The sequence below is a fragment of the Pseudomonas sp. GW821-FHT01C01 genome, from assembly GCF_059422645.1.
This window is the reverse complement of record NZ_JBWKXF010000048.1, coordinates 25,020-45,335: the sequence shown is the minus strand read 5'-3', so window position 1 is coordinate 45,335 and position 20,316 is coordinate 25,020. Positions and strand designations below refer to the sequence as shown.

Here is a 20,316-nt window from a genome sequence, read left to right as displayed (position 1 = left end):
CGCGAAAGCGGTGTGTCAGTCAACGTCATTGCCGACTGATCCACCGCTTTCGCGAGCAAGCCCGCTCCCACAGGTCTTTTTAGCCTTAAGCCCTGTTGCAAAGCTGGTCAAGCACGCAGGAGTCCCTATAATCGCGGCGTTTTCGTCTACCCTCACGAAGCGTCGTGCAGCAAACAGCTTGTGCGAGGCGCATCGACATTTTTCCGCTATTGAACCGGAGAACTTCCATGCTCAACCGTACCCTGGCATTGGCCGTTGGCCTGACCCTATCCTTTTCCGCCCTGCTGACACAGGCCGCCGACACGTTGAAAGTCAGCGCCATTCCTGACGAAGCCCCCACCGAACTGCTGCGCAAGTTCAAGCCACTGGGCGAGTATCTGGAGCAACAACTGGGGATGAAAGTCGAATTCGTGCCGGTTTCCGACTACCCGGCGGTGGTCGAGGCCCTGGCCACCGACCGCATCGACATGGCTTGGCTGGGCGGCTTCACGTTCGTGCAGGCACGACTGAAAACCGGCAATGCCATTCCATTGGTACAGCGTGAGCAGGATGCCCAGTTCACCAGCAAATTCATCACCGCCGACCCGGCCGTCAAGTCGCTGGCCGACCTCAAGGGCAAGTCCTTTGCCTTCGGTTCGGTTTCTTCCACTTCCGGCAGTTTGATGCCGCGTTATTTCATGTTGAAGGACGGCATCAAGCCGGAAAGCTATTTCAGCCGCGTCGGTTACTCCGGTGCCCACGACGCCACGGTCGCCTGGGTTCAGGCTGGCAAAGTGGACGCCGGCGTGCTCAACGCCAGCGTCTGGGAAAAACTGGTCAAGGCCGGCAAGGTCGACACCGACAAGGTCAAGGTCTTTGCCACCACGCCGGCCTACTTCGATTACAACTGGACCGTGCGCGGCACCCTCGACCCGGCCCTGGCTGGCAAAATCAAGACAGCCTTCCTCGCGCTCGACCCGGCCAACCCGGAGCAAAAAGCGATTCTGGACCTGCAAGCCGCCAGCCGTTTCATCGAGACCAAGCCTGAGAACTACAAGGGCATCGAGGAAGCCGCGCGCGCTGCCGACCTGCTGAAATGACCTTGCATCTGAACCGCGTCAGCCTCACCCACGGCAATGGCGTGCGTGCGCTGCATGAGATCGACCTGCACATCGGTGCCGGTGAGCAGGTCGCCATTATCGGTCCGTCCGGCGCCGGCAAGTCGAGCCTGCTCAACGTGCTGGCCACCGCCCTGCGCCCTGACAACGGCGCAGTCGAGGTACTCGGCGAGCACGCCTGGCAGCTGGGTGCGCATCGGCGTCAGCAACTGCGGGCGCGCATCGGTCTGGTCCACCAGGCGCCACCGCTGCCACCGCGGCAGCGGGTGGTCACGGCGGTGCTGGCCGGGAAGCTTGGGCAATGGGGTTTTGCCAAAAGCCTGCTAAGCCTGCTGCATCCGGTGGATGTGCCTGGCGCCCGCGCGGCCCTGCTTAAACTCGACCTCGGTGACAAGCTGTTCGCCCAGTGCCAGCAGTTGTCCGGCGGCCAACTGCAGCGCGTGGGCATTGCCCGCGTGCTGTACCAGGCGCCCGAAGTGCTGCTGGCCGATGAGCCGGTGTCGGCGATGGACCCTGTGCTGGCCGGACACACCCTGACAGTCCTTTGCCGCCACGCGCAGGAACACAAGGTGACACTGGTCGCCAGCCTGCATGCGGTGGAACTGGCCCTGGCGCACTTTTCACGCATCATCGGATTGCGTGACGGTCAGGTCCTGTTCGACCTTCCCGCCAGCGACGTCGACCACGATTTGCTCGACAGGCTCTACGCCAACGAGCAACTGCAATCGCCGCCCGCTCCGGTGGCGCCCTTGATCCTGCAGATTCCCCGATGCTGAAGCGCGATACACGAGATCCGGCCACGCGCCTGCGCCTGCTGCTGACCCTGCTGGCCATTGCCCTGCTGTGGCCGGGTATCCACTACAGCGAACTGGACCTGGGTGTGCTGCTCAAGGCCGACAGCCAGAGTGAAATGGGCCATTTTGTTTCGGCCTTCTGGCCACCCGCCCATGGCGAAGAGTTCTTGCAGTTGCTGTGGCAAGCCACCCTGCAGACACTGGCCATCGCCACTGCCGGCATGGCCCTGGCCCTGCTGTTGGCCATCCCCGCCAGCCTGCTGGCCAGCCGGGCGCTGTCGCTGTCGGCGGCCTCGCGCAGTGGTCGCCCGAGCGCCCTGGGTCGGCTGTTGCGCTGGCCGGTGCGCGGGTTGCTGATCTTCCTGCGTAGCGTGCCGGAAATCGTCTGGGCCTTGCTGTTCGTGCGCGCCGTCGGCCTCGGCCCGACGGCCGGGGTGCTGGCCATTGCCATCACCTACAGCGGCATGCTGGGCAAGGTCTATGCGGAAATCTTCGAGTCGGTCGACCAGCGTCCCGCCCATGCGCTGCTGCAAGCCGGCTGTGGTCGGCTGACGGCCTTCTGCTACGGCATTCTGCCCAACGTCGGGGCGGAGCTGCTGTCGTATACGGTGTACCGCTGGGAGTGCGCGATCCGCGCGTCCGTGGTGATGGGATTCGTCGGAGCCGGCGGGCTGGGCCAGCAGATTGACTTGTCGTTGCGCATGTTCGCCGGCGGTGAAGTGGCGAGCATGTTGCTGACCTTTTTCGTATTGGTGCTGCTGGCCGATCAGATCAGCCGCCTGCTGCGTTGGAGGTTGGCATGAATCGTCTGATCAACCTGCTGATGATCCTGTGCATCGGTGCGGCGGTCGTCGCCTCGTTCAACTATCTGGGTATCGATCTCGGTGAACTGGGTGGCAGCAGCAACCTGAAGCAGATGGGCGCCTACGTGCTGCGTTTTCTCAGCCCGGACCTGAGCGCCGGCCATTTGCAAGCCATCAGCCGCGGCGCCGTGGAAACTCTCGCCATGTCGGCCCTGGGCACGCTGCTCGCGGCGGTGTTCGGCCTGCTGTTGGCGCTGCCGGCGGCCGGGCGCTTCGGTTGGCCGTTGCAGAGTGCGTCTCGCCTTGTGCTCAATGGCCTGCGCGCCATTCCCGAACTGGTGTGGGCCGCGCTGATGGTGCTGGCTGCCGGTCTCGGCCCGAACGCCGGTACCCTGGCGTTGGCCATGCACACCACCGGCGTGCTCGGTCGACTCTTCGCCGAAGCGCTGGAAAACACTCCGCCGGGACCGGCCAACGCTCTGCGCCTGCAGGGCGCCAATGCGGTCTGGGCCTTCTGTTACGGCACCCTGCCCAACCTGTTTCCGCAACTGCTGGCGTACATCCTGTACCGCTGGGAAAACAACATTCGCATGGCCAGCGTGCTCGGTTTCGTCGGTGCCGGTGGTTTGGGGCAGATGCTTTATGTCAGCCTCAGCCTGTTCCAGGAGGCTCAGGCCAGCACGGTGATTCTGGCCATGTTGCTGTTGGTGTTTGCCGTTGATGGGTTGAGTAGTTGGAGTCGGCAGCGTTGGGTCAAAGCCTGACGGGTAGCGTGTAATCCCAACGCAAAAAACCCTTCCTGCGCGCCAACACAGGAAGGGTTTTTTCGTTGCGGCTGATCAGTCTTTAGCCTGACTCAACTTGGTGAACAGCTCGGTCGGTACTTTCTTGCCGTTGGAAATGTACTGGTTGGTGCGGAATTTGTAGACCTCCCCCTCGGACAGGAAACCGTCGCCGTTGGCGTCCATCGCCTTGAACTCCTCAGTGCCCTTGGGCGCCACTGCCAGAAGTTCCTTGAGTGACACGCGGCCGTCATGATCGGCGTCGGTCCTGGCGAAAGAAGCATCGCCGCACTTGCCCTCACCGCATTTGCCTTCTGCCTGAGTCTTTTGCGCGCTGGCTTCGGCACCGCATTTACCTTCGCCACACTTGCCTTCGCTGGTCTTCTCTGCGGAAGCCAATTGATATCCCTGAGGCAGGGCTTCGGCCGAAAACGCCGAGGAAGCGAAGTTGATACCGCCGACCAGTGCAACTGCGATCAGGCCAATACGGGTTTTGTTCGGGAACTGGATACGAGACATGTTGATACTCCGGAGCAATGGCGTGGCTGGACCTTTCTGGTCGTGCCACAAGGGTTAATGAACCTTGTGCGAGGTGCGTTGTGCATCTCGCTTTGGCAGGTCTATTTGGCCCCAGTGGTGTATCCCGGCTGTATCCGCAAAGCGCCGGTTTTGTATGGCTGTATGAGGATGTCGTGGCTTGATACACGGCGATACAAGAAACGCCTCAAGCTTCTACCCTTCATGGACGACGTAGACCTTACAACTCAAGGAGCGTGAGATATGAACGGCAAGCGTATGACGGCAGGCTTCAGTCTTCTCTTCGCACTTAATGGTGTGTGCCTGGCGGCGGGCTCCATTGCCTTTCAGGGCAGTGTTGTGGAGCCAGGCTGCAAGTCTGGCGTGGGCACGGGTGCCACATTGGCGCTCCATGGATGTCCTGCGCACAGTCGCGCAATGAAGGTTGAAGCAAGCGCCATTCAGCCGAGCGCGAACGTCCGCGCTGTCGGTCAAACCAGCGTCAACGTAAAACTGCTCGCTGACAGTGGCCGGGAAAGTCGTTATTTCGATCAGCAATATGTGTTGTTGGATGATGCAGGCTCGCCAGTCCGTTCCGGAAACTACCTGATTACCCTCAGCATGCCTTGAGAACGAGGTGCGCGCAGAACATCTGCATCGCATGAAGGCGCCCGAATAAACAAGGTTACCTGTGGCCAGGACACTTGCCTGTGGCGAGGGAGCTTGCTCCCGCTGGGGCGCGTAGCGGCCCCCAGCTCTTCACCTGAAAAGCGGGACCTGCTGCGCAGTCCAGCGGGAGCAAGCTCCCTCGCCACAGGTTTTGTGTGTTTGATAAAACCTGCTTGCGCGTCCCGTCGAACGGGATCAGTCTCAGGAGCAGCATCTGCCTTCGCCCATGCGCTCCGGGCAAGGATGTAGGCAGACCTCTCAACGAGGAAATGAAGATGAAATCTGCTTTCGTCGTCCTGCTAATGACCCTCGCACTCTGCAACTCGCCCCTCTTGAGCGCCGCTCCCGCCGCCGACGCGGTTCTGCCCTTCCATGTCGATATTCAGGATCAACAACTCACTGATCTGCGCAACCGCATCGCGGCGACGCGCTGGCCAGACAAGGAGACGGTGGGCGATCGATCACAGGGTGCACAGCTGGAGAAACTGCAGGAACTGGTTCGCTACTGGGGCACGAACTATGACTGGCGCAAGGCCCAGGCGCAGCTCAATGCCTTGCCTCAGTACACGACCACCCTCGATGGGGTCGCTATCCATTTCATCTGGGTGCGCTCGCCGCAGCCAAATGCTTTACCAATGATCCTGACCCACGGTTGGCCAGGCTCGGTACTGGAGTTCATCAAGGTGGTCGGCCCGCTCACCGATCCGGCTGCTCACGGGGGCAAAAACGCGGATGCATTCGACGTGGTGATTCCGTCGATCCCTGGCTACGGCTTCTCCGGCAAACCGACTGAACCCGGATGGGACCCGGACCATGTGGCCCGGATCTGGGGGCAATTGATGCAGCGACTGGGGTACTCCCGCTACGTTGCCCAGGGTGGCGACTGGGGCGGTCCCATCACGAGCGCCATGGCGCGCCAGTCCGTGCCCGGGTTACTGGGCATTCACCTCAACCTGCCGGCGACGGTCCCGCCGGAAGCGACCGCCGCACTCGCGGCCGGTGGCCCCGCACCTGCGGGGTATTCCGAGCAGGAACGCGCGACTTACGACGCGCTGGCTGCTTCGATTAAACAGGGAAACCTGGCCTACAGCGCAATGATGGCCGCGCGGCCGCAAATGATTGGCTACGGCGTAACGGACTCCCCGGCATTCCTCGCGGCGTTTATGCTGGGTCACCCGGGCTTTGCCAAGTGGACGTATGGCGCCGACCCCAAGCAATCGCCAAACAAGGATGAAGTACTGGACGACATCACGTTGTACTGGTTGACGAACAGCGGTGCCTCGGCCAGTCGGCTCTATTGGGAAAACAAAGGTCGCAGCCCGCTTTTTTCTGCGGCACAGAAAACCGGCGAAATCACCCTGCCGGTGGCCGTCACGGTATTCCCAGATGATGTCTATTTTCCGCCGGAGAGCTGGGCCCGACGCGCCTATCGCAACCTGATCTACTTCCATCAGGCTGCCAAGGGCGGCCATTTCGCAGCGTGGGAACAGCCGGAGCTCTTTACCGAGGAGCTGCGCACGGCGTTTCGGCCGCTGCGTTGACTCACGGGGTCGCGTCGCATCAATTGGGGTCCAGCAGCCCGCCGCTCCAGTGACGCGACACCCGGCTGCCGGTGAATTTCGCCACGCCCATGCCCTGGGATATCAGGCGATCGCGATAGCGCGTCACCAGGCGCCCCGCTTGCTCGGCATGCAGCACCACTTCAGAGGACGGATCGCCCGGGGTCCTGAGAATCCGGGCAAAGCGCTGCCCTTCTTCGACGAAATCTCCCAGCTCCTTTTCGAAGATCAGCACGCCGGGTTGCGGAGCGATGATGGTTTCCATGTGGCCCATTTCCACAGCCTCGACAGGCCAGTCTGCAGGCGACACGGACTCATCGATGACACCGTAACCGCACAACCAGTTGTACAGCCCTTCGGCATCCTGTTCGGCGAGGCGGTCGTTGACATCGCCCTGCCCGCGCAACTCCAGGGTTGCGGCCATGCGGTGCTCGGTGACGCCTTCACACAACCATGGAGCAATGATGGTTTCTTCGAAGGAACCATCGCCGCCGTCATCCCAGATGATCGCCACGTCCATCTTCATCGCTGCCGCCAGCTCGCGACCGCGTGGCCAGAAACTGCGGTGTACGTAGAGGTACGGCAAGGCCTCGTCGTCGGTGTGCAGGTCAAGCATCACATCGGCCGTGGCGGCCAGTTGCACCAGTTTCTTTTGCCATTCCTGAACGCAGGTCGAAGTTCGCTCCATGGCCGCCGACTGGTCGAACGAGCGATTGAAGTTATGCCCGGTCGCATCGTGATAACGGCCGAGGATCCGCCCCTGGCGAAACTGCCCGATACCCAGTGGATTGGCCTGCGGCACCACGGTCAGGTTGCCCTTGAGCCGGCCTTGGGCTTCGGCGACCTGAAGCCGTTGCATCAGCAGGTGCAGGACCAGCATCCCGGCGATTTCATCGGCATGTACGCCGGCCTGCAGGTGCACGTTCGGCCCGCTGCCATCACCTGCATAACGCCACGCACCGACCCGCACGGCATCGCCGTTGTTGTTGCGAACACTGAATGAAATGTCCTGCGGCATTGGCTTTCCCTCCCGTCATGAACGTTGAAAAACGTTGTATCGCTGCTGTCGAGGCTGGTGATTGAACAGGCGTTCAACTAAGCTCGACACCGTGGAATCTCACCCAAGGACAGCCTTGTGACAACCGATGCCCCGAAAAACCGCCGCGCCGAACCCGATGACCGTCGCGAAATGCTGGTGGCCGCCACCCTGCGCTGCCTCGGGCGCGACGGTCACGCCGGGATTTCCGTACGGCGCATCGCCACCGAGGCCGGGGTGTCCGTGGGTCTGCTCAACCATCACTTCGGTAGCATCGAGGCACTGATCGCCGACACCTACCAGCGGCTCGCAAGCGAACTGACCACGGCCCTGCTCCAGGAAATCGAGCAGGCCGAGACACCCGCGCAAAAGCTCGATGCCTTCCTGGAAGGCTCGTTCTCGCCCAGGGTCATGGACCCGAAACTGCTCGGCGTGTGGGTGGTGTTCTGGAGCCTGATCCGTCACTCCGAACACGTCAGCCAGTCCCACGAAAAAAGCTACCGCGCCTACCTCGATCTGATCCGCCAGTTGCTCGACGGCCTGGCCGCCAGCGAAGGCTTCGTGATTCACGACACCCGCCTGGCCGCCATCGGCCTATCGGCGATGCTCGACGGTCTCTGGCTCGAGTGGTGCCTGAACCCCGAGACCTTCAGCGCCGCCAACGGACTGCATATCTGCCGTTGCTGGATAAAGGGGCTGCGTCACGGAGCATTCAGCACCGACGACGTCTTGTGAGGCGTGCCGGCCGAAGATCATCGCCAGGGTGCCGCTGACGGCGATCAGCCCGGCGCCGATCATCAGCGACGTATCCATCAGCGTGCCCCAGACCAGGCTCGACAGCGCAAACGCCCAGATCAGGCCGGTGTACTCGAACGGCGCGAGCAAGGTCGCGGTGGCGCGGCGGAAACTGGCGAACAACAGGAACTGACCGATACCGCCCACCAGACCGGCGCCGAGCATGCCCAGCCAGGCAGGCGTCGGTGACGGCGTGTGGGTCCACGGCAACGCGACCGTCATGCACAGCACAAACACCACGTTGGTGATCAGCATCTGCTCAAGCACTGACGTCTGCTCATCCACCTGTCGCAACTGGATATAGGTGAACGCCCAGCACATCGCCGCCAGCAGGGTCAGGACGATCGGCAGCGGATCAGTCATGTTGTCGGGGCGACAGGCAATGACCACTCCGACGAAGCCGATAATCAGGCTGAACCATTGCCAGCCGCTGGCGCGCTCCTTGAGAATCACCGCCGCCAGCACCGTGACCATGATCGGCGCGGAAAAATACAGGGTGGTCATCTCGGCCAGGGTCAGGTCCCGGGCCGCGGTGTAGTACAGCAGCCAGGCGACAATCGACAGTAAACCGCGCACCACCAACAGGCGTCGGCTCGGCGAGTGCCAGGCCCGCTGGATCAGACGCATGCGCCCTGCCAGCAACACCGCGGCGACCACCACCAGGCTGCGCCAGAACAGTATGGTCACCACTGAATAATCGGCCACCAGCCACTTGATGGCCGCATCCTGCAACGCCAGGAACGCATAGCCCAGGGTGCACAGGCCAATGCCTTGCAGCGAGCGGTCGACTTTCGACGAGTTCATCAGGCCGACCTGCGCACGGGTGTTCCGCGCCGTTCGGCAAAGGCAAACAGCGCTTCGATCAGGAACGTCAGGCAGACATACACGCCGGCCACCAGCAATAACGGTTCATACACTTGCAGGGTTTGCGCGCGGACCACGTTGGCGGCGCCGAGCAGATCGATCACGGCGATGGTCGAGGCCAGCGCCGTGGACTTGAGCAGCATCACGGTTTCACCCGCCAGTGTCGGCAACAGCAGACGCAGGGCCCGGGGCAAGCGCACTCGCAACAGCGACTGGCGCGCCGTCATGCCAAAGGCCGACGCGGCCTCCATCTCACCCTTGGGCACCGCCAGCAGGCCACCGCGAATCACTTCGCCGACATAGGCCCCCATCGACACCACCAGGGCGAACACGATGTACCAGTAACCATCACGCAGATAAGGCCAGAGAAAACTGCCACGAATCAGCGGGAACTGGGCAAACAGGCTGCCCAGCCCGTAGTAGTAGATGTAGATCTGGATCAGCAACGGCGTGCCGCGCGTCACGCTGGTGTAGAACAGGCTGACCTTGGCGATCACCTTGTTTTTCGAGATCCGCGCCAGCGCCACCAGCACCGCCAGCAGGTAACCGAACACACTGGAAACCAACAGAATGATGAGGGTCGTTTGCAGCCCTCGGCCCAACAGTGCCGCGTATTCAACTATCCACGCTGGAATCATTTCATTCTCTCTGCCGGTTCAGTCAACAAGAGGCATCCAGCGACGAATACGTCGCTCCAACCGTCCCGAAAGATAGTTCGACGCCAACGTCACCGCGTAATACAACGCCGCAGCCGTGAGGTAGAACAACAGATAGTGGCGCGTCGACCCCGCGCCTTGCTTGGCGGTGTACAGCAGCTCGTTGGTGCCGACCACGCTGATCAGCGCACTGTCCTTGATCAGGTTGATCCATAGGTTGGCCATCCCGGCCATGGCGTAAGGCGCCATGATCGGCAGCGTGACACGCCGGAACAGACCGAATCCGCTCAGGCCGAATGCCTTGGCCGCTTCGATCTGGCCGAAGGGAATTGCCTGGATCGCCGCGCGAAAAATCTCCGAGGCATAGGCGCCCTGAACCAGCCCCAGCACCACAATGGCCGCCAGCGGACCGCTGACATTCACCACGCCGTAACCGAGTTGGGTCATCAGTGAGTTGAGGAGCATGGAGCCGACGTAGTACAGCAACAGAATCAGCAGCAATTCCGGAACCGCCCGGAACAACGTGGTGTAGCCGCGCATCAGCGCCGCAATCGGCTTCGGCGCGCCGAGCTTGAGGCAAGCCACCACCAGCCCGATCGCCAACCCGAGCACAAAGGCCCCGGCGGAAATCTGCAGGGTCATCCAGAGCCCCTTCAACAGCGCACTGCCCCATCCCTGTTCGGTGAAATTGATCAAATCGAACATTGCTGGCATTTCAACCCCCAGTAACGGCCATGAAAACACTGCCAAACCCTTGTAGGAGCTGGCTTGCCAGCGAAGCTTCTGGTGGCCTCAAGGGCCCCTTCGCCGGCAAGCCGGCTCCTACAGAACCACACCAGCCCTTGTAGGAGCTGGCTTGCCAGCGAAGCTTCTGGTGGCCTCACGGGCCCCTTCGCCGGCAAGCCGGCTCCTACAGGATCTGTGTGCTGGTTAGAACGCAGGTTTCACGCTGGTGCCGAAGTAGCTCTGGGAGAGGTCGTCGTAGTCCTTGCTCGCCAGCAATTGCTGGATGGCCTTGTCGAGTTTGGCCTTGAGTTCGGTGTCGTCCTTGCGCAGGCCGGCGCCTACGCCTTTGCCGAAGATCGGGTCATAAGGCACGGTGCCGAGGTAGGCCAGGTCCTTGGCATCCGGGGTTTTGACGAACGAAGCCATGGCGGTGCCGTCGGCCATCATCAGGTCGATGCGGCCGGCAATCAGGTCGGCGTTGGCCGAGTCCTGGGTGTCGTAGTACTTAACGTCGGCGATTTTTTCGTAGTAGGTCTTCAGGTAACTGGCGCTCACGGTCGAGTTCTGCACGCCGATAATCTTGCCCTTAAGGTCATCCGGGTACTTCTTGACCGACGCCTCTTTCGGGCCGACGACGGCAATCGCCGAATCGTAGTAGGCCTTGCTGAAGGCGATCTGTTTTTCCCGTTCTTCGGTCACCGACATCGAGGAAAAAATCACGTCGATCTTCTTCGCCAGCAGCGACGGAATGATGCCGTCCCACGCCACTTCCTTGATCTCGCAATCGGCTTTCATTTCGCTGCACAGCTTGTGGATCAGGTCGACTTCAAAACCCTTCCACTCACCGTTGGCCTGCTTTTCGGTGTACGGCGGATAGGGTTCCGCTGCCACCGCAAACCTGATCGGTTGCGCCTGTGCCGCACTCATGCCAGCCAGCAATACGCAGGCCGCACCGGTCAACCAGTTTGCAAAACGTCGATTTCCCATGTTGTTTTCCCGTCTTTTTATGATGAGTTAGCGAGTCTGATGAGCGTTGACGAATTGTCGGCAACGCTCGCTGCGTGGGTGTACGAACACTTCGTCCGGCGAACCGGTTTCCTCGATCAGCCCTTGATGCAAGAAGGCGACTTTGGAAGAGACATCGCGTGCGAAAGCCATTTCATGAGTCACCAGGATCATGGTCCGGCCTTCTTCGGCGAGGGAGCGGATCACCCGCAGCACTTCCCCGACCAGTTCCGGGTCGAGTGCCGAGGTGGGTTCATCGAACAGCATGACCTTGGGCCGCATGGCCAGGGCCCGGGCGATGGCCACCCGTTGTTGCTGTCCCCCGGAAAGAAACGCCGGGTACTCGTTGCGCTTGGCCGCAAGCCCGACGCGTTCGAGCAGGGCTTCGGCCCGTTCAGTGGCCTCCGCACGGCTTTCACGCAAGACCTGGGTCGGCGCTTCGATGAGGTTTTCCAGCACCGTGCGATGGGGCCAGAGGTTGAAGTTCTGAAACACCATGCCCAGGCTGGACCTTATGCGAACAAGCTGTTTAGCGTCCGACACCAGCGGTGCACCGGGACGATTCTGGTTAAGGTGAATGCTTTCGCCATCAACCAGGATGCGGCCCTGGTCCGGCACTTCGAGCATGTTGATGCAGCGCAGCAAGGTACTTTTGCCCGAGCCGCTGGCACCGATCAGGGAGATCACTTCGCCCTCGCGGGCGGTCAGGGAAACGCCCTTGAGCACTTCGATATTGCCGAAGCGTTTGTGCAGGCGATCGACTTCGATCATGGTCTTGGCCGCCGTCGGTTCGACGGTCGCGGTGCTGGTCAATGTGCCGATCACCGGTCTCGGCGCTTCGCCGTTGAGCACCCTGACAAAATCGCGAATCCGCTGACAGGCCTGGGCCAGTCGCTCTTCACTGAGCGTGAACGAAAGCCGTACAAAGCCTTGGGCCGGCTCACCGAATGCCGCTGCATCCAGTACCGAGACACCGGCTTCGCGCAGCAGGCGCCAGGCGAATTCCAGCGACGTCAGGCCGGTGCCGCGCACGTCCACCAGCACGAACATGCCGGCATCGGGGTTGAGCACGCTGATGCCCGGGCAATCCGCCAGCCCGGACACCACCAGGTCGCGGCGCCGACGATAGATCTCGCGCATGCCATGGGTGACTTCGTCGTGGGACTGCACGGCCTTGAGCGCCGCTTCCATGACAAACCCGGGTAAGCCGTACAGCATGCTCAGCACCAGGGTTTCGACATGATTGACCAGGGCTTCATTGGCCACGACCCAGCCGATGCGCCACCCGGTCATGGCATGGGATTTCGACAGGCTACCGATCACCACGCAGCGCTCGGCCATGCCCGGCAACGCCGCCAGACTCAGGTGTTCACGCTCGTAGGCGAGGCTTTCGTAGACCTCGTCCACCACCACCCACAGGTCGTGGGCGATGGCGAGGTCGGCGATGGCTTGCAGTTCTTCGCGACCCAGCACCACACCGGTGGGGTTGTTCGGATTGGAGAAGAAAATCGCCCGGGTGCGCGGGGTAATGGCCTTGGCCAGTACGGCGGCATCGAGGCGAAAACCCGAGTCCGCCGCACAGGGCACCCGTACCAGCGTGGCGCCGGACGCCTTGAGCGTGGCTTCGTAGGTGACGTACATCGGATCGAGGGCGATCACTTCGTCGCCGGCACCGAGCAGGCACATCGAGGTGGCGAACAAGGCGTTCTGTGCACCTGCGGTGAGAATGATGTTCGACGCCTGCAGTTCACGGTCGATCAATTGGCTGTAGCGACCGGCGATGGCCTCGCGCAGGGCCTGGCGGCCGGCGATTTCGGTGTAGTGGGTATCCCCTTCGCGCAAGGCGTGGATGGCGGCATCGGTAATGAAATCGGGGGTGGGGAAATCCGGGTCGCCGACGCTGAGGATGATCACGTCCTCGCCATTGCGCTGCGCCGCATTGGCCGCGTAGTGAATATCCCAGGCGGCAACGCCTTGGCCACTGATCCGCTCAACAAAGGGTGAAAACCGCATGCCAGTGCCTCGTTCGAATTGAAGAAACGCAAGCCCGCAACCAGCCGGGGGAAGGTGACCCCAACATAGTCGAGACTGAACACTCGTTCAACAGAAAACTCACAAGGCTTCGCGTTCAGCGCAAACAGGTCGTTTTCACGACAGTCGCGCCGTTTTTCAGCACGAGGGTGCCAGGCGCCGTGACACAAAATGACTGTACGTCCCAATGACCAGCGCAACGACGATCAACGCCGCCGCGACGGCGAACGTGACCCGCATCCCCTGCCCGACCGCTTCCGGTTGTGCGTGCAGGATGTTGCTGCCGGCCGTGCCGAAGGCAAACACCGCGCCCATCACCGCAGCGCCGGTGATCAGCCCAAGGTTGCGTGACAGGCCGAGCAAACCGGAAATCACACCACGTTGCTGCGGCGCAATGTCCGCCATCACGGCAGTATTGTTCGCCGCCTGGAACAACGCATAACCGGCCGTGAGGACCACCAGCGGAGCGAGATAGCCGAGTACGCCGACGCTCATCGGCACAGAGGGAAGAATGCAAGCGCCGGTCAACATGGCAATCAACCCGACGGCGCTCGAACGCTGCGCGCCCAATCGGTCGACCAGCCGCCCGCAAGGCACACCGGCCAATGCCGCCACCAGCGGACCGGCCGACATGACCAGTCCGACACTCGCGGCGCTCAAACCCAGCGCACCCGACAGATAGAACGGGCCGACCACCAGGGTGGCCATGACCACCGTGGTCACCAGGGTGCTCATGGCGAACCCTGCGCTCAGCAGCGGACTGCGCAACATCTCCAGTTTGACCAGCGGCGACTCGGCCGTCTGCTCGACGAACACGAACAGAATCAAGCCGATCACGGCGACCAGCAGCAGTGCGGTATTGAGCGGGCCAAAGCTGCCGCGTCCAAGGGTCATTGCCAGCGCGTAAGCCAACAACGTCAGGACCAACACCAGCGTGCCGAGCGCGTCGAAGTCAGGCCGGGTGGACTGCATCTCGTGGCGATCAACCGGCAAAAAGCGCCAGGCGAGCCCGATCGCCAATACCCCCAACGGTACGTTGAGCAAAAAAATCCCCTGCCAGCCCACATGGGCAATCAACACGCCGCCAAGCGTCGGCCCCAGGGTAGTGCCTAGCGCCGACATCGTGCCGAGTACGCCCATCGCGCTGCCCATTTTTTCCTTGGGCACCGCCCCGCCCACCAGAGCCATGGTCAACGCCATCATGATGGCCGCGCCGATACCCTGTAAGGCCCGGGCAGCAATCAGCGACCACAGATCGGGCGCCAGGGCGCACAGGACTGAGGCGACGGTAAACACAGCAATGCCGATCAGCAACAATCGCCGTCGCCCCACGAGATCGCCGAGCCGTCCAACGCTGACGATCAGTGCCGTGATGCTCAACAGGTAGGCAAGCACCACCCACTGCACAGCCTGAAACGACGCTGAAAACGCCTCGGCCAATGTCGGTAAACCAACGTTGGCGATGCTCGTGCCCAGGGACGACAGCAACATGGATAACGACAGGCCGGACAATGCGCCCCGGATCGATATGGACTTCATTTTCTCGCGACTCCGCAAATAGGTTGTCCCGAGCCTAAGCCCAGCCATAACATGGCGGAAGACGCAGCATTTGCACTTTATACGTGTACCAGACGCCATCTAATGTGGGAGCGGGCTTGCTCGCGAAGGGGCCATTAGCTTCAACATTAACGTTGGCTGACACACCGCTTTCGCGAGCAAACCCGCTCCCACAGGTAATTCCAATGCCCGATCTGAATTTGCTGATCACCCTGAACGTTTTGCTCGAAGAAGGCAGCGTGGCCCGCGCCGCGCAGCGTTTACGCCTGAGCCCGTCAGCCATGAGCCGGGCGCTGGCGCGATTACGCGAAACCACGGGCGATCCGCTGCTGGTGCGGGCCGGGCGCGGACTCGTGCCCACGCCTCGGGCGCTGGAGTTGCGTGAACGCGTCGGCGTGCTGGTGCAAGACGCCGAAGCCGTCCTGCGCCCTGCCGAGGCACTCGACCTCAATCAACTGGCCCGCACCTTCACCCTGCGCACCAGCGATGGCTTCGTGGAAAATTTCGGACCGCCACTCATCGCCCGCATCAACCAGGAGGCGCCCGGTGTCCGCTTGAGTTTCGTACAGAAACTGAACAAGGACAGCACCCTGCTGCGCGAGGGCTCAGTGGATCTGGAAACCGGTGTGCTCGGTGAAGCGACCAGCCCGGAAGTGCGGACCCGGATGCTGTTTCGTGACCGCTTCATTGGCGTCGTACGCCAGGGTCATCCTCTGACTCAAGGTGAGATGACACCGGTTCGTTATGCCGACGCCCGGCACATTCTGGTCTCGCGCCGGGGCCACGAAAAAGGCGTCATGGACGACGCCTTGAACGAGCTGGGACTGAGGCGGGACATCATCACCATCGTCGCGGGTTTCGCTTCTGCGATTGCATTGGCGCGGGCTTCAGACCTGGTCGCCAGCGTACCGGAGCGGCACGTCGGCAACCTGTGCCAGGGGATGCATTGCTTTGCCCTGCCGTTCCCCACGCCATCGATCACGGTTTCGATGCTGTGGCACCCGCGCATGGACGCCGACCCGGCACATCGTTGGTTGCGCGGTTGTGTGTGGGAGGTTTGCAGTCAATAAACCCCCGGGCATCGGCGCCAATCAGCGCCCCCCGGTGCCGCGCGCATTCAAGCGATTTGTATCGAACTGTATTTCCCCCGGCCACCTTACACAGCGATACAAATCCGCCAGGTTCGGGACATATGTGCAGTACATGGAAATGAAAAAGTGGGGCGCATCGGAAAGCGCAGGTTTTCCGAGCATTCCAGCGACCCACTGACAGGAAAAACCACCATGATCAATGCAATCGATACCGTGCTGTACACCGGCAAAACCCACACCACCGGCGGCCGCGACGGCCAGGCGCGCAGCACCGATGGACGTCTGGACATCAAGTTTTCGCCTCCCGGCTCTTCGGGTGCCGGCACCAATCCTGAGCAACTGCTGGCGGCGGGTTGGTCGGCTTGTTTCATCGGAGCGATGGGCAAGGCGTCCATCGCACTGAAAGTGGCCTTGCCAAGCGACGTTGCGGTGGATGCCGAAATCGATCTGGGCAAGTCCGAAAACGCTTTCTTTCTTCAAGCCCGTCTGAATGTCAGCCTGCCGGGCCTGGACCCGACCGTCGCACGCACGGTGGTGGACCTGGCGCATCAGACTTGCCCGTACTCCAAAGCGACCCGCGGGAACATCGACGTCGAGATCAATCTGGTTTGACCGACGCAGAAAAGCCTGGCCTGACGTCTTGATACCAGTCAGGCCAGGCTTCTTGAACACCGCAATCGTTGTAGGAGCGAGCTTGCTCGCGATGGTCGTTAACGATAACGCGTGTTTACTGGATCAACGTATCGCTCTCGAGACCATCGCGAGCAAGCTCGCTCCTACTCCTTCAGGATCAGCAGCGATTCGCCTTTCTTCACGATGTAGGTCGCCAACTCCGAGGCCTTGCCCTGACCTACGTTCTTCGCCACGTGCGCGACGCCTTCGGGGATGTACAACGAATCACCGGCCTTGAGCGTCACCGGTGCCCGCCCCTCCAGCTGATATTCAAAAGTGCCGCTGATCACGTGCGCCACCTCGACACCCGGGTGAGCATGTTTGGGCGATGCCACACCTGGATCGAAGTCCACGCGCACTTGAAGGACTTCGCGATCGGCGGCGCCGAGGTCTTCGCTTATCAGGTCCGTGCGATGCAGGCCCTGCTGCCAGCTTTTCATCGCCGGGGCCGGCTGTGCTTCCTGGGCTTGAGAGAGGCTCGCGGCGGTGGCGAGCCCGGCGGCGGCCAGCACTAAACCAAGCCTGCCAATGGTGTGACGGGGGTTGATACGCAACATTGTCTTTCCTCCAGTTAAACCACGCCAGGCCGCGCCGAAAGGACGCGATGCCGGTGGTTCCATTTGAAGGCCGCTGTGTATCCCCCGGGTGTCAGGAAACGGCGGATTTGTATGTCAGGGTAACGGCGGGCGATGCGGATACCTGCAGATACAAACCCGCCGTGCGGGCACGTCGATGATCTTATTCGCCCGTGGCTACCGGATCGGCCCCGCGACTGCCCTTGAAGGCATCGCGCCGGGTGCTGCGTTCAGCGCGATAGGCGGCGCTCGGTTCGCTGATCAGGTCCGCTCGGCGCAAGGGCTGCCCGCAATGCGCGCAAAGCGGTCCGAGTCCGGCTGGCTCGCCACAACTGCGGTGGGTATAGACCACCGCCAGTCCTTCCTCGGGTGACTTGCACCAGGTTTCACCCCAGGCCCGCAACGCCAGGACCACCGAGTAGAACGCGTCGCCTTTTTCCGTGAGGTGATATTCGTAGCGCCGTGGCCGTTCGCTGTAAGCGCGGCGCTCTACGAGCCCGTCAGCCTCCATGCTCTTCAAGCGCGCCGCGACCATTTGTGGCGTTCCGCCGGTCTGCGCCTGGAGGTCGTCAAAGCGGTGGCTGCCCATGAACAACTCACGCAAGACCAGCACCGTCCAGCGGTCGCCCACGACGGCTTCGGCCCGGGAAATCGGACACAGGGTTTCAGAAACGGTTTTTTTCACCGACATGCGGTATTGCCTCTTTCATAGTTACTATGATTATCATATCAACGTAAATTCTGAGCAACTACACTTCACAATCCACGGATAATTTTGCGGAGAACCGCCATGTCCAACGCCACCTACCCTCTTGATCGGACGGCCTATCTGCTGGTCGATCCCTACAACGACTTTCTGTCGGATGGCGGAAAGATCTACCACTTGATCGAGCCAATTGCCAAGCAAGTCGGCCTGCTCGACAACCTGCGTACGCTCGATCGCACCATCCGCGCGCTCAACATTCCAGTGGTCATCGTACCGCACCACCGCTGGGAAAAAGGCGACTACGAAAACTGGGATCACCCAAGTCCCACCCAGTGCAAGATCATGCATATGCATCACTTCGCACGCGGGGAATGGGGCGGAGAATGGCACCCCGAATTCGCGCCGAAGGACGGCGACATCGTCGTGCAAGAGCATTGGGGGTCGAGCGGTTTTGCCAATACCGACCTCGATTTTCGCCTCAAGCAAAAGGGTATCACCCACGTAATCATCGTCGGCCTGCTGGCCAATACCTGCATCGAGGCAACCGCCCGTTACGCTCAGGAACTCGGCTATCACGTCACCCTGGTACGCGATGCGACCGCGGCCTTCAAGCCGGAAATGATGCATGCCGCCCATGAGCTGAACGGCCCGACTTTCGCCCACTCCATCGTGACCACCAATGAACTCGTTGCCGCGCTGGCACAGGCAGGTGCGTGATGCAGTTGACCGGCAACCTGCTGATCGGTGCCAGTGATGTCGCCGCCAGCGAAGGCACCCTGAAGGCGCTCAATCCCGCGACCAATCAGCCGATTGAACCGGCGTTCGCACTGGGTGGCCCGACCGACGTCGACCGCGCCGCGACCCTGGCTGACGAAGCATTTGACGCTTACAGCCATACCTCGCTCGCCGTGCGTGCGGCGTTTCTCGAACGCATTGCCGACAACCTCGACAGAGTACGCGAGGCGCTGGCCGCACGGGCCGCCCTGGAAACCGGCTTGCCCGAGGCGCAACTGGAAGGTGAGGCAATCAAGGCCGCCACCCAGTTCCGCCAATTCGCCGATGTCGTGCGCAAAGGACGCTTCCTGCAACTGGCCATCGACCCGGAACAACCGGAGCGCCAGCCACGCCCGCGCATGGACCATCGCCTGCAAAAAATCGCCATCGGCCCGGTGGCGATTTTCGGCGCGAGCAACTTCCCCATCGCCTACTCAGTCGCCGGCGGTGATACCGCATCGGCACTGGCGGCAGGCGCCACCGTCATTCTCAAGGCGCACAACGCGCATCCCGGCGCCTCGGAAATCCAGGCCCGCGCCATTCGTGAAGCGGTGCAAGCGTGCGGGCTGCCCGAAGGCGTGTTTTCAATGGTGCGCGGCTCCGGCAATGCCATCGGCGAAGCGCTGGTCGATCATCCACTGATCAAGGCCGTGACCTTTACCGGTTCCGAACAAGGTGGCATGGCGCTGTATCGGCGTGCGCAGCAACGCCCCGACCCGATTCCGGTCTTCGCCGAAATGACCAGCGTCAACCCGACCTTCATCCTGCCCCAGGCACTCGCCGAACGCGGCGCACAGATCGGCGATGGTTTTGCCGAACGCATGCTGGTCAATGTCGGGCAAGCCTGTCTCAAGCCGGCCATTCTTGTGGTCATCGAAGGCACTGGTTTTGAAGCGCTGCGCCACGCCATGATCAAACGCGTATCCGAGGCCCCCGCACGCACGATGCTGACACCGGACATCCATGCGGCGTACCTGAACGGTCTGTGCGCCATCGAAAACGCCGGTGCCAGCCTCGTCGCCGTTGGCTCGACATCGACCGCAGAGGTGGATGGCCGTTCAGCGCTGTTCGAAGTCGATGGCCAACGCTTTCTCGCCGAACCGTTGCTTTCACAGGAGGTATTCGGTCCGTCAGCGCTGCTGGTGAAGGTCCGGGATGAAGATGAACTGTTGAGGGTCGCACACTCATTCAAGGGGCAACTCAGCGCGACCCTTCATCTTGAACCGGACGATTTGCCACTGGCCCGGCGCTTGCTGCCACCCCTGGAGCGACGCACCGGGCGCATCGTGGTCAACGCCTTCGCCCATCCGCAGGAAGTGTGTTTCGCCACCGTGCATGGCGGGCCGTTTCCGGCCACCTCGGACAGTCGTTTTACCTCAGTGGGCATGACCGCCATCGAGCGCTTCCTGCGCCCGGTGGCCTACCAGGGCTTTCCGGATGCCCTGCTGCCAGAGCCGCTGCGCGAAGGCAATCCCTTGGGGTTGCCGCGCCTTGTGGACGGTCATTGAACGAAAATGCGTCTCCGGCCACCGCTGACTGCAGGAGCGAGACTGCTCCTACATTGGTGTTGTGCCAAACACAGTTCTTTTGCCCACTGAAAATCCCTGT

The 20,316-nt window shown here is 61.7% G+C and carries 20 protein-coding genes and 1 pseudogene; 11 read left to right on the top strand and 10 right to left on the bottom strand.

Annotated features, from left to right (window positions below; genetic code table 11):
- Positions 1 to 227: 227 nt before the first annotated feature.
- Genes AC07XF_RS23185 through phnE form a run of 4 tightly spaced genes read left to right on the top strand, consistent with a single transcriptional unit; the run spans position 228 to position 3,458 of the window.
- The gene (locus tag AC07XF_RS23185) at positions 228 to 1,079 is read left to right on the top strand and encodes a putative selenate ABC transporter substrate-binding protein (protein ID WP_495028337.1); all 852 of its coding nucleotides are present in this window, start codon (positions 228 to 230) and stop codon (positions 1,077 to 1,079) included.
- Positions 1,076 to 1,873 (top strand): phosphonate ABC transporter ATP-binding protein, encoded by a 798-nt coding sequence (locus AC07XF_RS23180; RefSeq protein WP_495028336.1) that lies wholly within the window; start codon positions 1,076 to 1,078, stop codon positions 1,871 to 1,873. Before AC07XF_RS23185 ends, AC07XF_RS23180 begins: the two co-directional genes overlap by 4 nt.
- Positions 1,867 to 2,694 carry a PhnE/PtxC family ABC transporter permease gene (locus AC07XF_RS23175; RefSeq protein ID WP_495028335.1) on the top strand — a complete coding sequence of 276 codons (828 nt, stop codon included), beginning with the start codon at positions 1,867 to 1,869 and terminating at the stop codon, positions 2,692 to 2,694. Before AC07XF_RS23180 ends, AC07XF_RS23175 begins: the two co-directional genes overlap by 7 nt.
- Positions 2,691 to 3,458, top strand: coding sequence for a phosphonate ABC transporter, permease protein PhnE (phnE, locus tag AC07XF_RS23170; RefSeq protein ID WP_495028334.1), 768 nt, complete (start codon positions 2,691 to 2,693; stop codon positions 3,456 to 3,458). The genes AC07XF_RS23175 and phnE overlap by 4 nt, the downstream gene beginning before the upstream one ends.
- A gap of 75 nt (positions 3,459 to 3,533) precedes the next feature.
- On the opposite strand, the gene AC07XF_RS23165 is transcribed toward phnE, so the two are convergent.
- Positions 3,534 to 3,995, bottom strand: a complete 462-nt coding sequence (locus tag AC07XF_RS23165; RefSeq protein WP_495028333.1) for an HvfA family oxazolone/thioamide-modified RiPP metallophore — start codon at positions 3,993 to 3,995, stop codon at positions 3,534 to 3,536.
- Positions 3,996 to 4,256: 261 nt separating this feature from the next.
- Between AC07XF_RS23165 and AC07XF_RS23160 the strand changes: the two genes are divergently transcribed.
- The gene (locus AC07XF_RS23160) at positions 4,257 to 4,622 is read left to right on the top strand and encodes a type 1 fimbrial protein (RefSeq protein ID WP_495028332.1); all 366 of its coding nucleotides are present in this window, start codon (positions 4,257 to 4,259) and stop codon (positions 4,620 to 4,622) included.
- A 314-nt stretch (positions 4,623 to 4,936) separates the two neighbouring features.
- Positions 4,937 to 6,202 carry an epoxide hydrolase family protein gene (locus tag AC07XF_RS23155; protein ID WP_495028331.1) on the top strand — a complete coding sequence of 422 codons (1,266 nt, stop codon included), beginning with the start codon at positions 4,937 to 4,939 and terminating at the stop codon, positions 6,200 to 6,202.
- 19 nt (positions 6,203 to 6,221) lie between these two features.
- Here AC07XF_RS23155 and AC07XF_RS23150 read toward each other — a convergent pair whose 3' ends face one another.
- A complete protein-coding gene (locus AC07XF_RS23150; RefSeq protein ID WP_495028330.1) occupies positions 6,222 to 7,238 on the bottom strand; it encodes a M14 family zinc carboxypeptidase in 1,017 nt (338 codons plus the stop codon).
- A gap of 171 nt (positions 7,239 to 7,409) precedes the next feature.
- Between AC07XF_RS23150 and AC07XF_RS23145 the strand changes: the two are divergent.
- A pseudogene (locus AC07XF_RS23145) lies at positions 7,410 to 7,895 on the top strand (TetR family transcriptional regulator C-terminal domain-containing protein); the annotation flags it as partial.
- Here AC07XF_RS23145 and AC07XF_RS23140 read toward each other — a convergent pair.
- The 6 genes from AC07XF_RS23140 to AC07XF_RS23115 form a co-directional block, all read right to left on the bottom strand.
- A complete protein-coding gene (locus AC07XF_RS23140; protein ID WP_495028329.1) occupies positions 7,851 to 8,855 on the bottom strand; it encodes a DMT family transporter in 1,005 nt (334 codons plus the stop codon). The pseudogene AC07XF_RS23145 and the gene AC07XF_RS23140 overlap by 45 nt on opposite strands.
- Complete coding sequence (locus AC07XF_RS23135) at positions 8,855 to 9,553, bottom strand: ABC transporter permease subunit (RefSeq protein WP_007981893.1); 699 nt, start codon at positions 9,551 to 9,553, stop codon at positions 8,855 to 8,857. The genes AC07XF_RS23140 and AC07XF_RS23135 overlap by 1 nt, the downstream gene beginning before the upstream one ends.
- Positions 9,554 to 9,571: 18 nt before the next feature.
- On the bottom strand, positions 9,572 to 10,285 hold the full coding sequence (locus tag AC07XF_RS23130; protein WP_495028328.1) for an ABC transporter permease: 714 nt from the start codon (positions 10,283 to 10,285) through the stop codon (positions 9,572 to 9,574).
- Positions 10,286 to 10,501: 216 nt separating this feature from the next.
- Entirely contained in the window at positions 10,502 to 11,284 is a 783-nt protein-coding gene (locus tag AC07XF_RS23125; protein WP_495028327.1) for a transporter substrate-binding domain-containing protein, read from the bottom strand.
- A gap of 27 nt (positions 11,285 to 11,311) precedes the next feature.
- Complete coding sequence (locus AC07XF_RS23120; RefSeq protein WP_495028326.1) at positions 11,312 to 13,315, bottom strand: aminotransferase class I/II-fold pyridoxal phosphate-dependent enzyme; 2,004 nt, start codon at positions 13,313 to 13,315, stop codon at positions 11,312 to 11,314.
- A 156-nt stretch (positions 13,316 to 13,471) separates the two neighbouring features.
- Entirely contained in the window at positions 13,472 to 14,872 is a 1,401-nt protein-coding gene (locus AC07XF_RS23115; protein WP_495028325.1) for an MFS transporter, read from the bottom strand.
- Positions 14,873 to 15,075: 203 nt separating this feature from the next.
- On the opposite strand from AC07XF_RS23115, the gene AC07XF_RS23110 reads away from it, so the two are divergent.
- Positions 15,076 to 15,960: a LysR family transcriptional regulator gene (locus AC07XF_RS23110; RefSeq protein WP_495028324.1), complete on the top strand. Its 885-nt coding sequence runs from the start codon at positions 15,076 to 15,078 to the stop codon at positions 15,958 to 15,960.
- 213 nt (positions 15,961 to 16,173) lie between these two features.
- Positions 16,174 to 16,593, top strand: coding sequence for an organic hydroperoxide resistance protein (locus AC07XF_RS23105; RefSeq protein ID WP_495028323.1), 420 nt, complete (start codon positions 16,174 to 16,176; stop codon positions 16,591 to 16,593).
- A gap of 164 nt (positions 16,594 to 16,757) precedes the next feature.
- Here AC07XF_RS23105 and AC07XF_RS23100 read toward each other — a convergent pair whose 3' ends face one another.
- Both AC07XF_RS23100 and AC07XF_RS23095 read right to left on the bottom strand, forming a co-directional pair.
- The gene (locus AC07XF_RS23100) at positions 16,758 to 17,210 is read right to left on the bottom strand and encodes a cupin domain-containing protein (RefSeq protein ID WP_495028322.1); all 453 of its coding nucleotides are present in this window, start codon (positions 17,208 to 17,210) and stop codon (positions 16,758 to 16,760) included.
- A 181-nt stretch (positions 17,211 to 17,391) separates the two neighbouring features.
- Positions 17,392 to 17,919, bottom strand: coding sequence for a winged helix-turn-helix transcriptional regulator (locus AC07XF_RS23095; RefSeq protein WP_495028321.1), 528 nt, complete (start codon positions 17,917 to 17,919; stop codon positions 17,392 to 17,394).
- Positions 17,920 to 18,018: 99 nt separating this feature from the next.
- On the opposite strand from AC07XF_RS23095, the gene AC07XF_RS23090 reads away from it, so the two are divergent.
- Both AC07XF_RS23090 and AC07XF_RS23085 read left to right on the top strand, forming a co-directional pair.
- Entirely contained in the window at positions 18,019 to 18,651 is a 633-nt protein-coding gene (locus AC07XF_RS23090) for a cysteine hydrolase family protein (protein ID WP_495028320.1), read from the top strand.
- Positions 18,651 to 20,216 carry an aldehyde dehydrogenase (NADP(+)) gene (locus tag AC07XF_RS23085; RefSeq protein WP_495028338.1) on the top strand — a complete coding sequence of 522 codons (1,566 nt, stop codon included), beginning with the start codon at positions 18,651 to 18,653 and terminating at the stop codon, positions 20,214 to 20,216. The genes AC07XF_RS23090 and AC07XF_RS23085 overlap by 1 nt, the downstream gene beginning before the upstream one ends.
- Positions 20,217 to 20,316 lie beyond the last annotated feature (100 nt).

Coding starts and splice junctions, on each gene's coding strand:
- AC07XF_RS23115 (WP_495028325.1), bottom strand. CDS start 14,872: ATGAAGTCCATATCGATCCGGGGCGCATTGTCCGGCCTGTCGTTATCC.
- AC07XF_RS23165 (WP_495028333.1), bottom strand. CDS start 3,995: ATGTCTCGTATCCAGTTCCCGAACAAAACCCGTATTGGCCTGATCGCA.
- AC07XF_RS23100 (WP_495028322.1), bottom strand. CDS start 17,210: ATGTTGCGTATCAACCCCCGTCACACCATTGGCAGGCTTGGTTTAGTG.
- AC07XF_RS23180 (WP_495028336.1), top strand. CDS start 1,076: ATGACCTTGCATCTGAACCGCGTCAGCCTCACCCACGGCAATGGCGTG.
- AC07XF_RS23125 (WP_495028327.1), bottom strand. CDS start 11,284: ATGGGAAATCGACGTTTTGCAAACTGGTTGACCGGTGCGGCCTGCGTA.
- AC07XF_RS23090 (WP_495028320.1), top strand. CDS start 18,019: ATGTCCAACGCCACCTACCCTCTTGATCGGACGGCCTATCTGCTGGTC.
- AC07XF_RS23095 (WP_495028321.1), bottom strand. CDS start 17,919: ATGTCGGTGAAAAAAACCGTTTCTGAAACCCTGTGTCCGATTTCCCGG.
- AC07XF_RS23150 (WP_495028330.1), bottom strand. CDS start 7,238: ATGCCGCAGGACATTTCATTCAGTGTTCGCAACAACAACGGCGATGCC.
- AC07XF_RS23085 (WP_495028338.1), top strand. CDS start 18,651: ATGCAGTTGACCGGCAACCTGCTGATCGGTGCCAGTGATGTCGCCGCC.
- AC07XF_RS23110 (WP_495028324.1), top strand. CDS start 15,076: ATGCCCGATCTGAATTTGCTGATCACCCTGAACGTTTTGCTCGAAGAA.
- AC07XF_RS23160 (WP_495028332.1), top strand. CDS start 4,257: ATGAACGGCAAGCGTATGACGGCAGGCTTCAGTCTTCTCTTCGCACTT.
- AC07XF_RS23135 (WP_007981893.1), bottom strand. CDS start 9,553: ATGATTCCAGCGTGGATAGTTGAATACGCGGCACTGTTGGGCCGAGGG.
- AC07XF_RS23155 (WP_495028331.1), top strand. CDS start 4,937: ATGAAATCTGCTTTCGTCGTCCTGCTAATGACCCTCGCACTCTGCAAC.
- AC07XF_RS23120 (WP_495028326.1), bottom strand. CDS start 13,315: ATGCGGTTTTCACCCTTTGTTGAGCGGATCAGTGGCCAAGGCGTTGCC.
- phnE (WP_495028334.1), top strand. CDS start 2,691: ATGAATCGTCTGATCAACCTGCTGATGATCCTGTGCATCGGTGCGGCG.
- AC07XF_RS23105 (WP_495028323.1), top strand. CDS start 16,174: ATGATCAATGCAATCGATACCGTGCTGTACACCGGCAAAACCCACACC.
- AC07XF_RS23140 (WP_495028329.1), bottom strand. CDS start 8,855: ATGAACTCGTCGAAAGTCGACCGCTCGCTGCAAGGCATTGGCCTGTGC.
- AC07XF_RS23185 (WP_495028337.1), top strand. CDS start 228: ATGCTCAACCGTACCCTGGCATTGGCCGTTGGCCTGACCCTATCCTTT.
- AC07XF_RS23130 (WP_495028328.1), bottom strand. CDS start 10,285: ATGCCAGCAATGTTCGATTTGATCAATTTCACCGAACAGGGATGGGGC.
- AC07XF_RS23175 (WP_495028335.1), top strand. CDS start 1,867: ATGCTGAAGCGCGATACACGAGATCCGGCCACGCGCCTGCGCCTGCTG.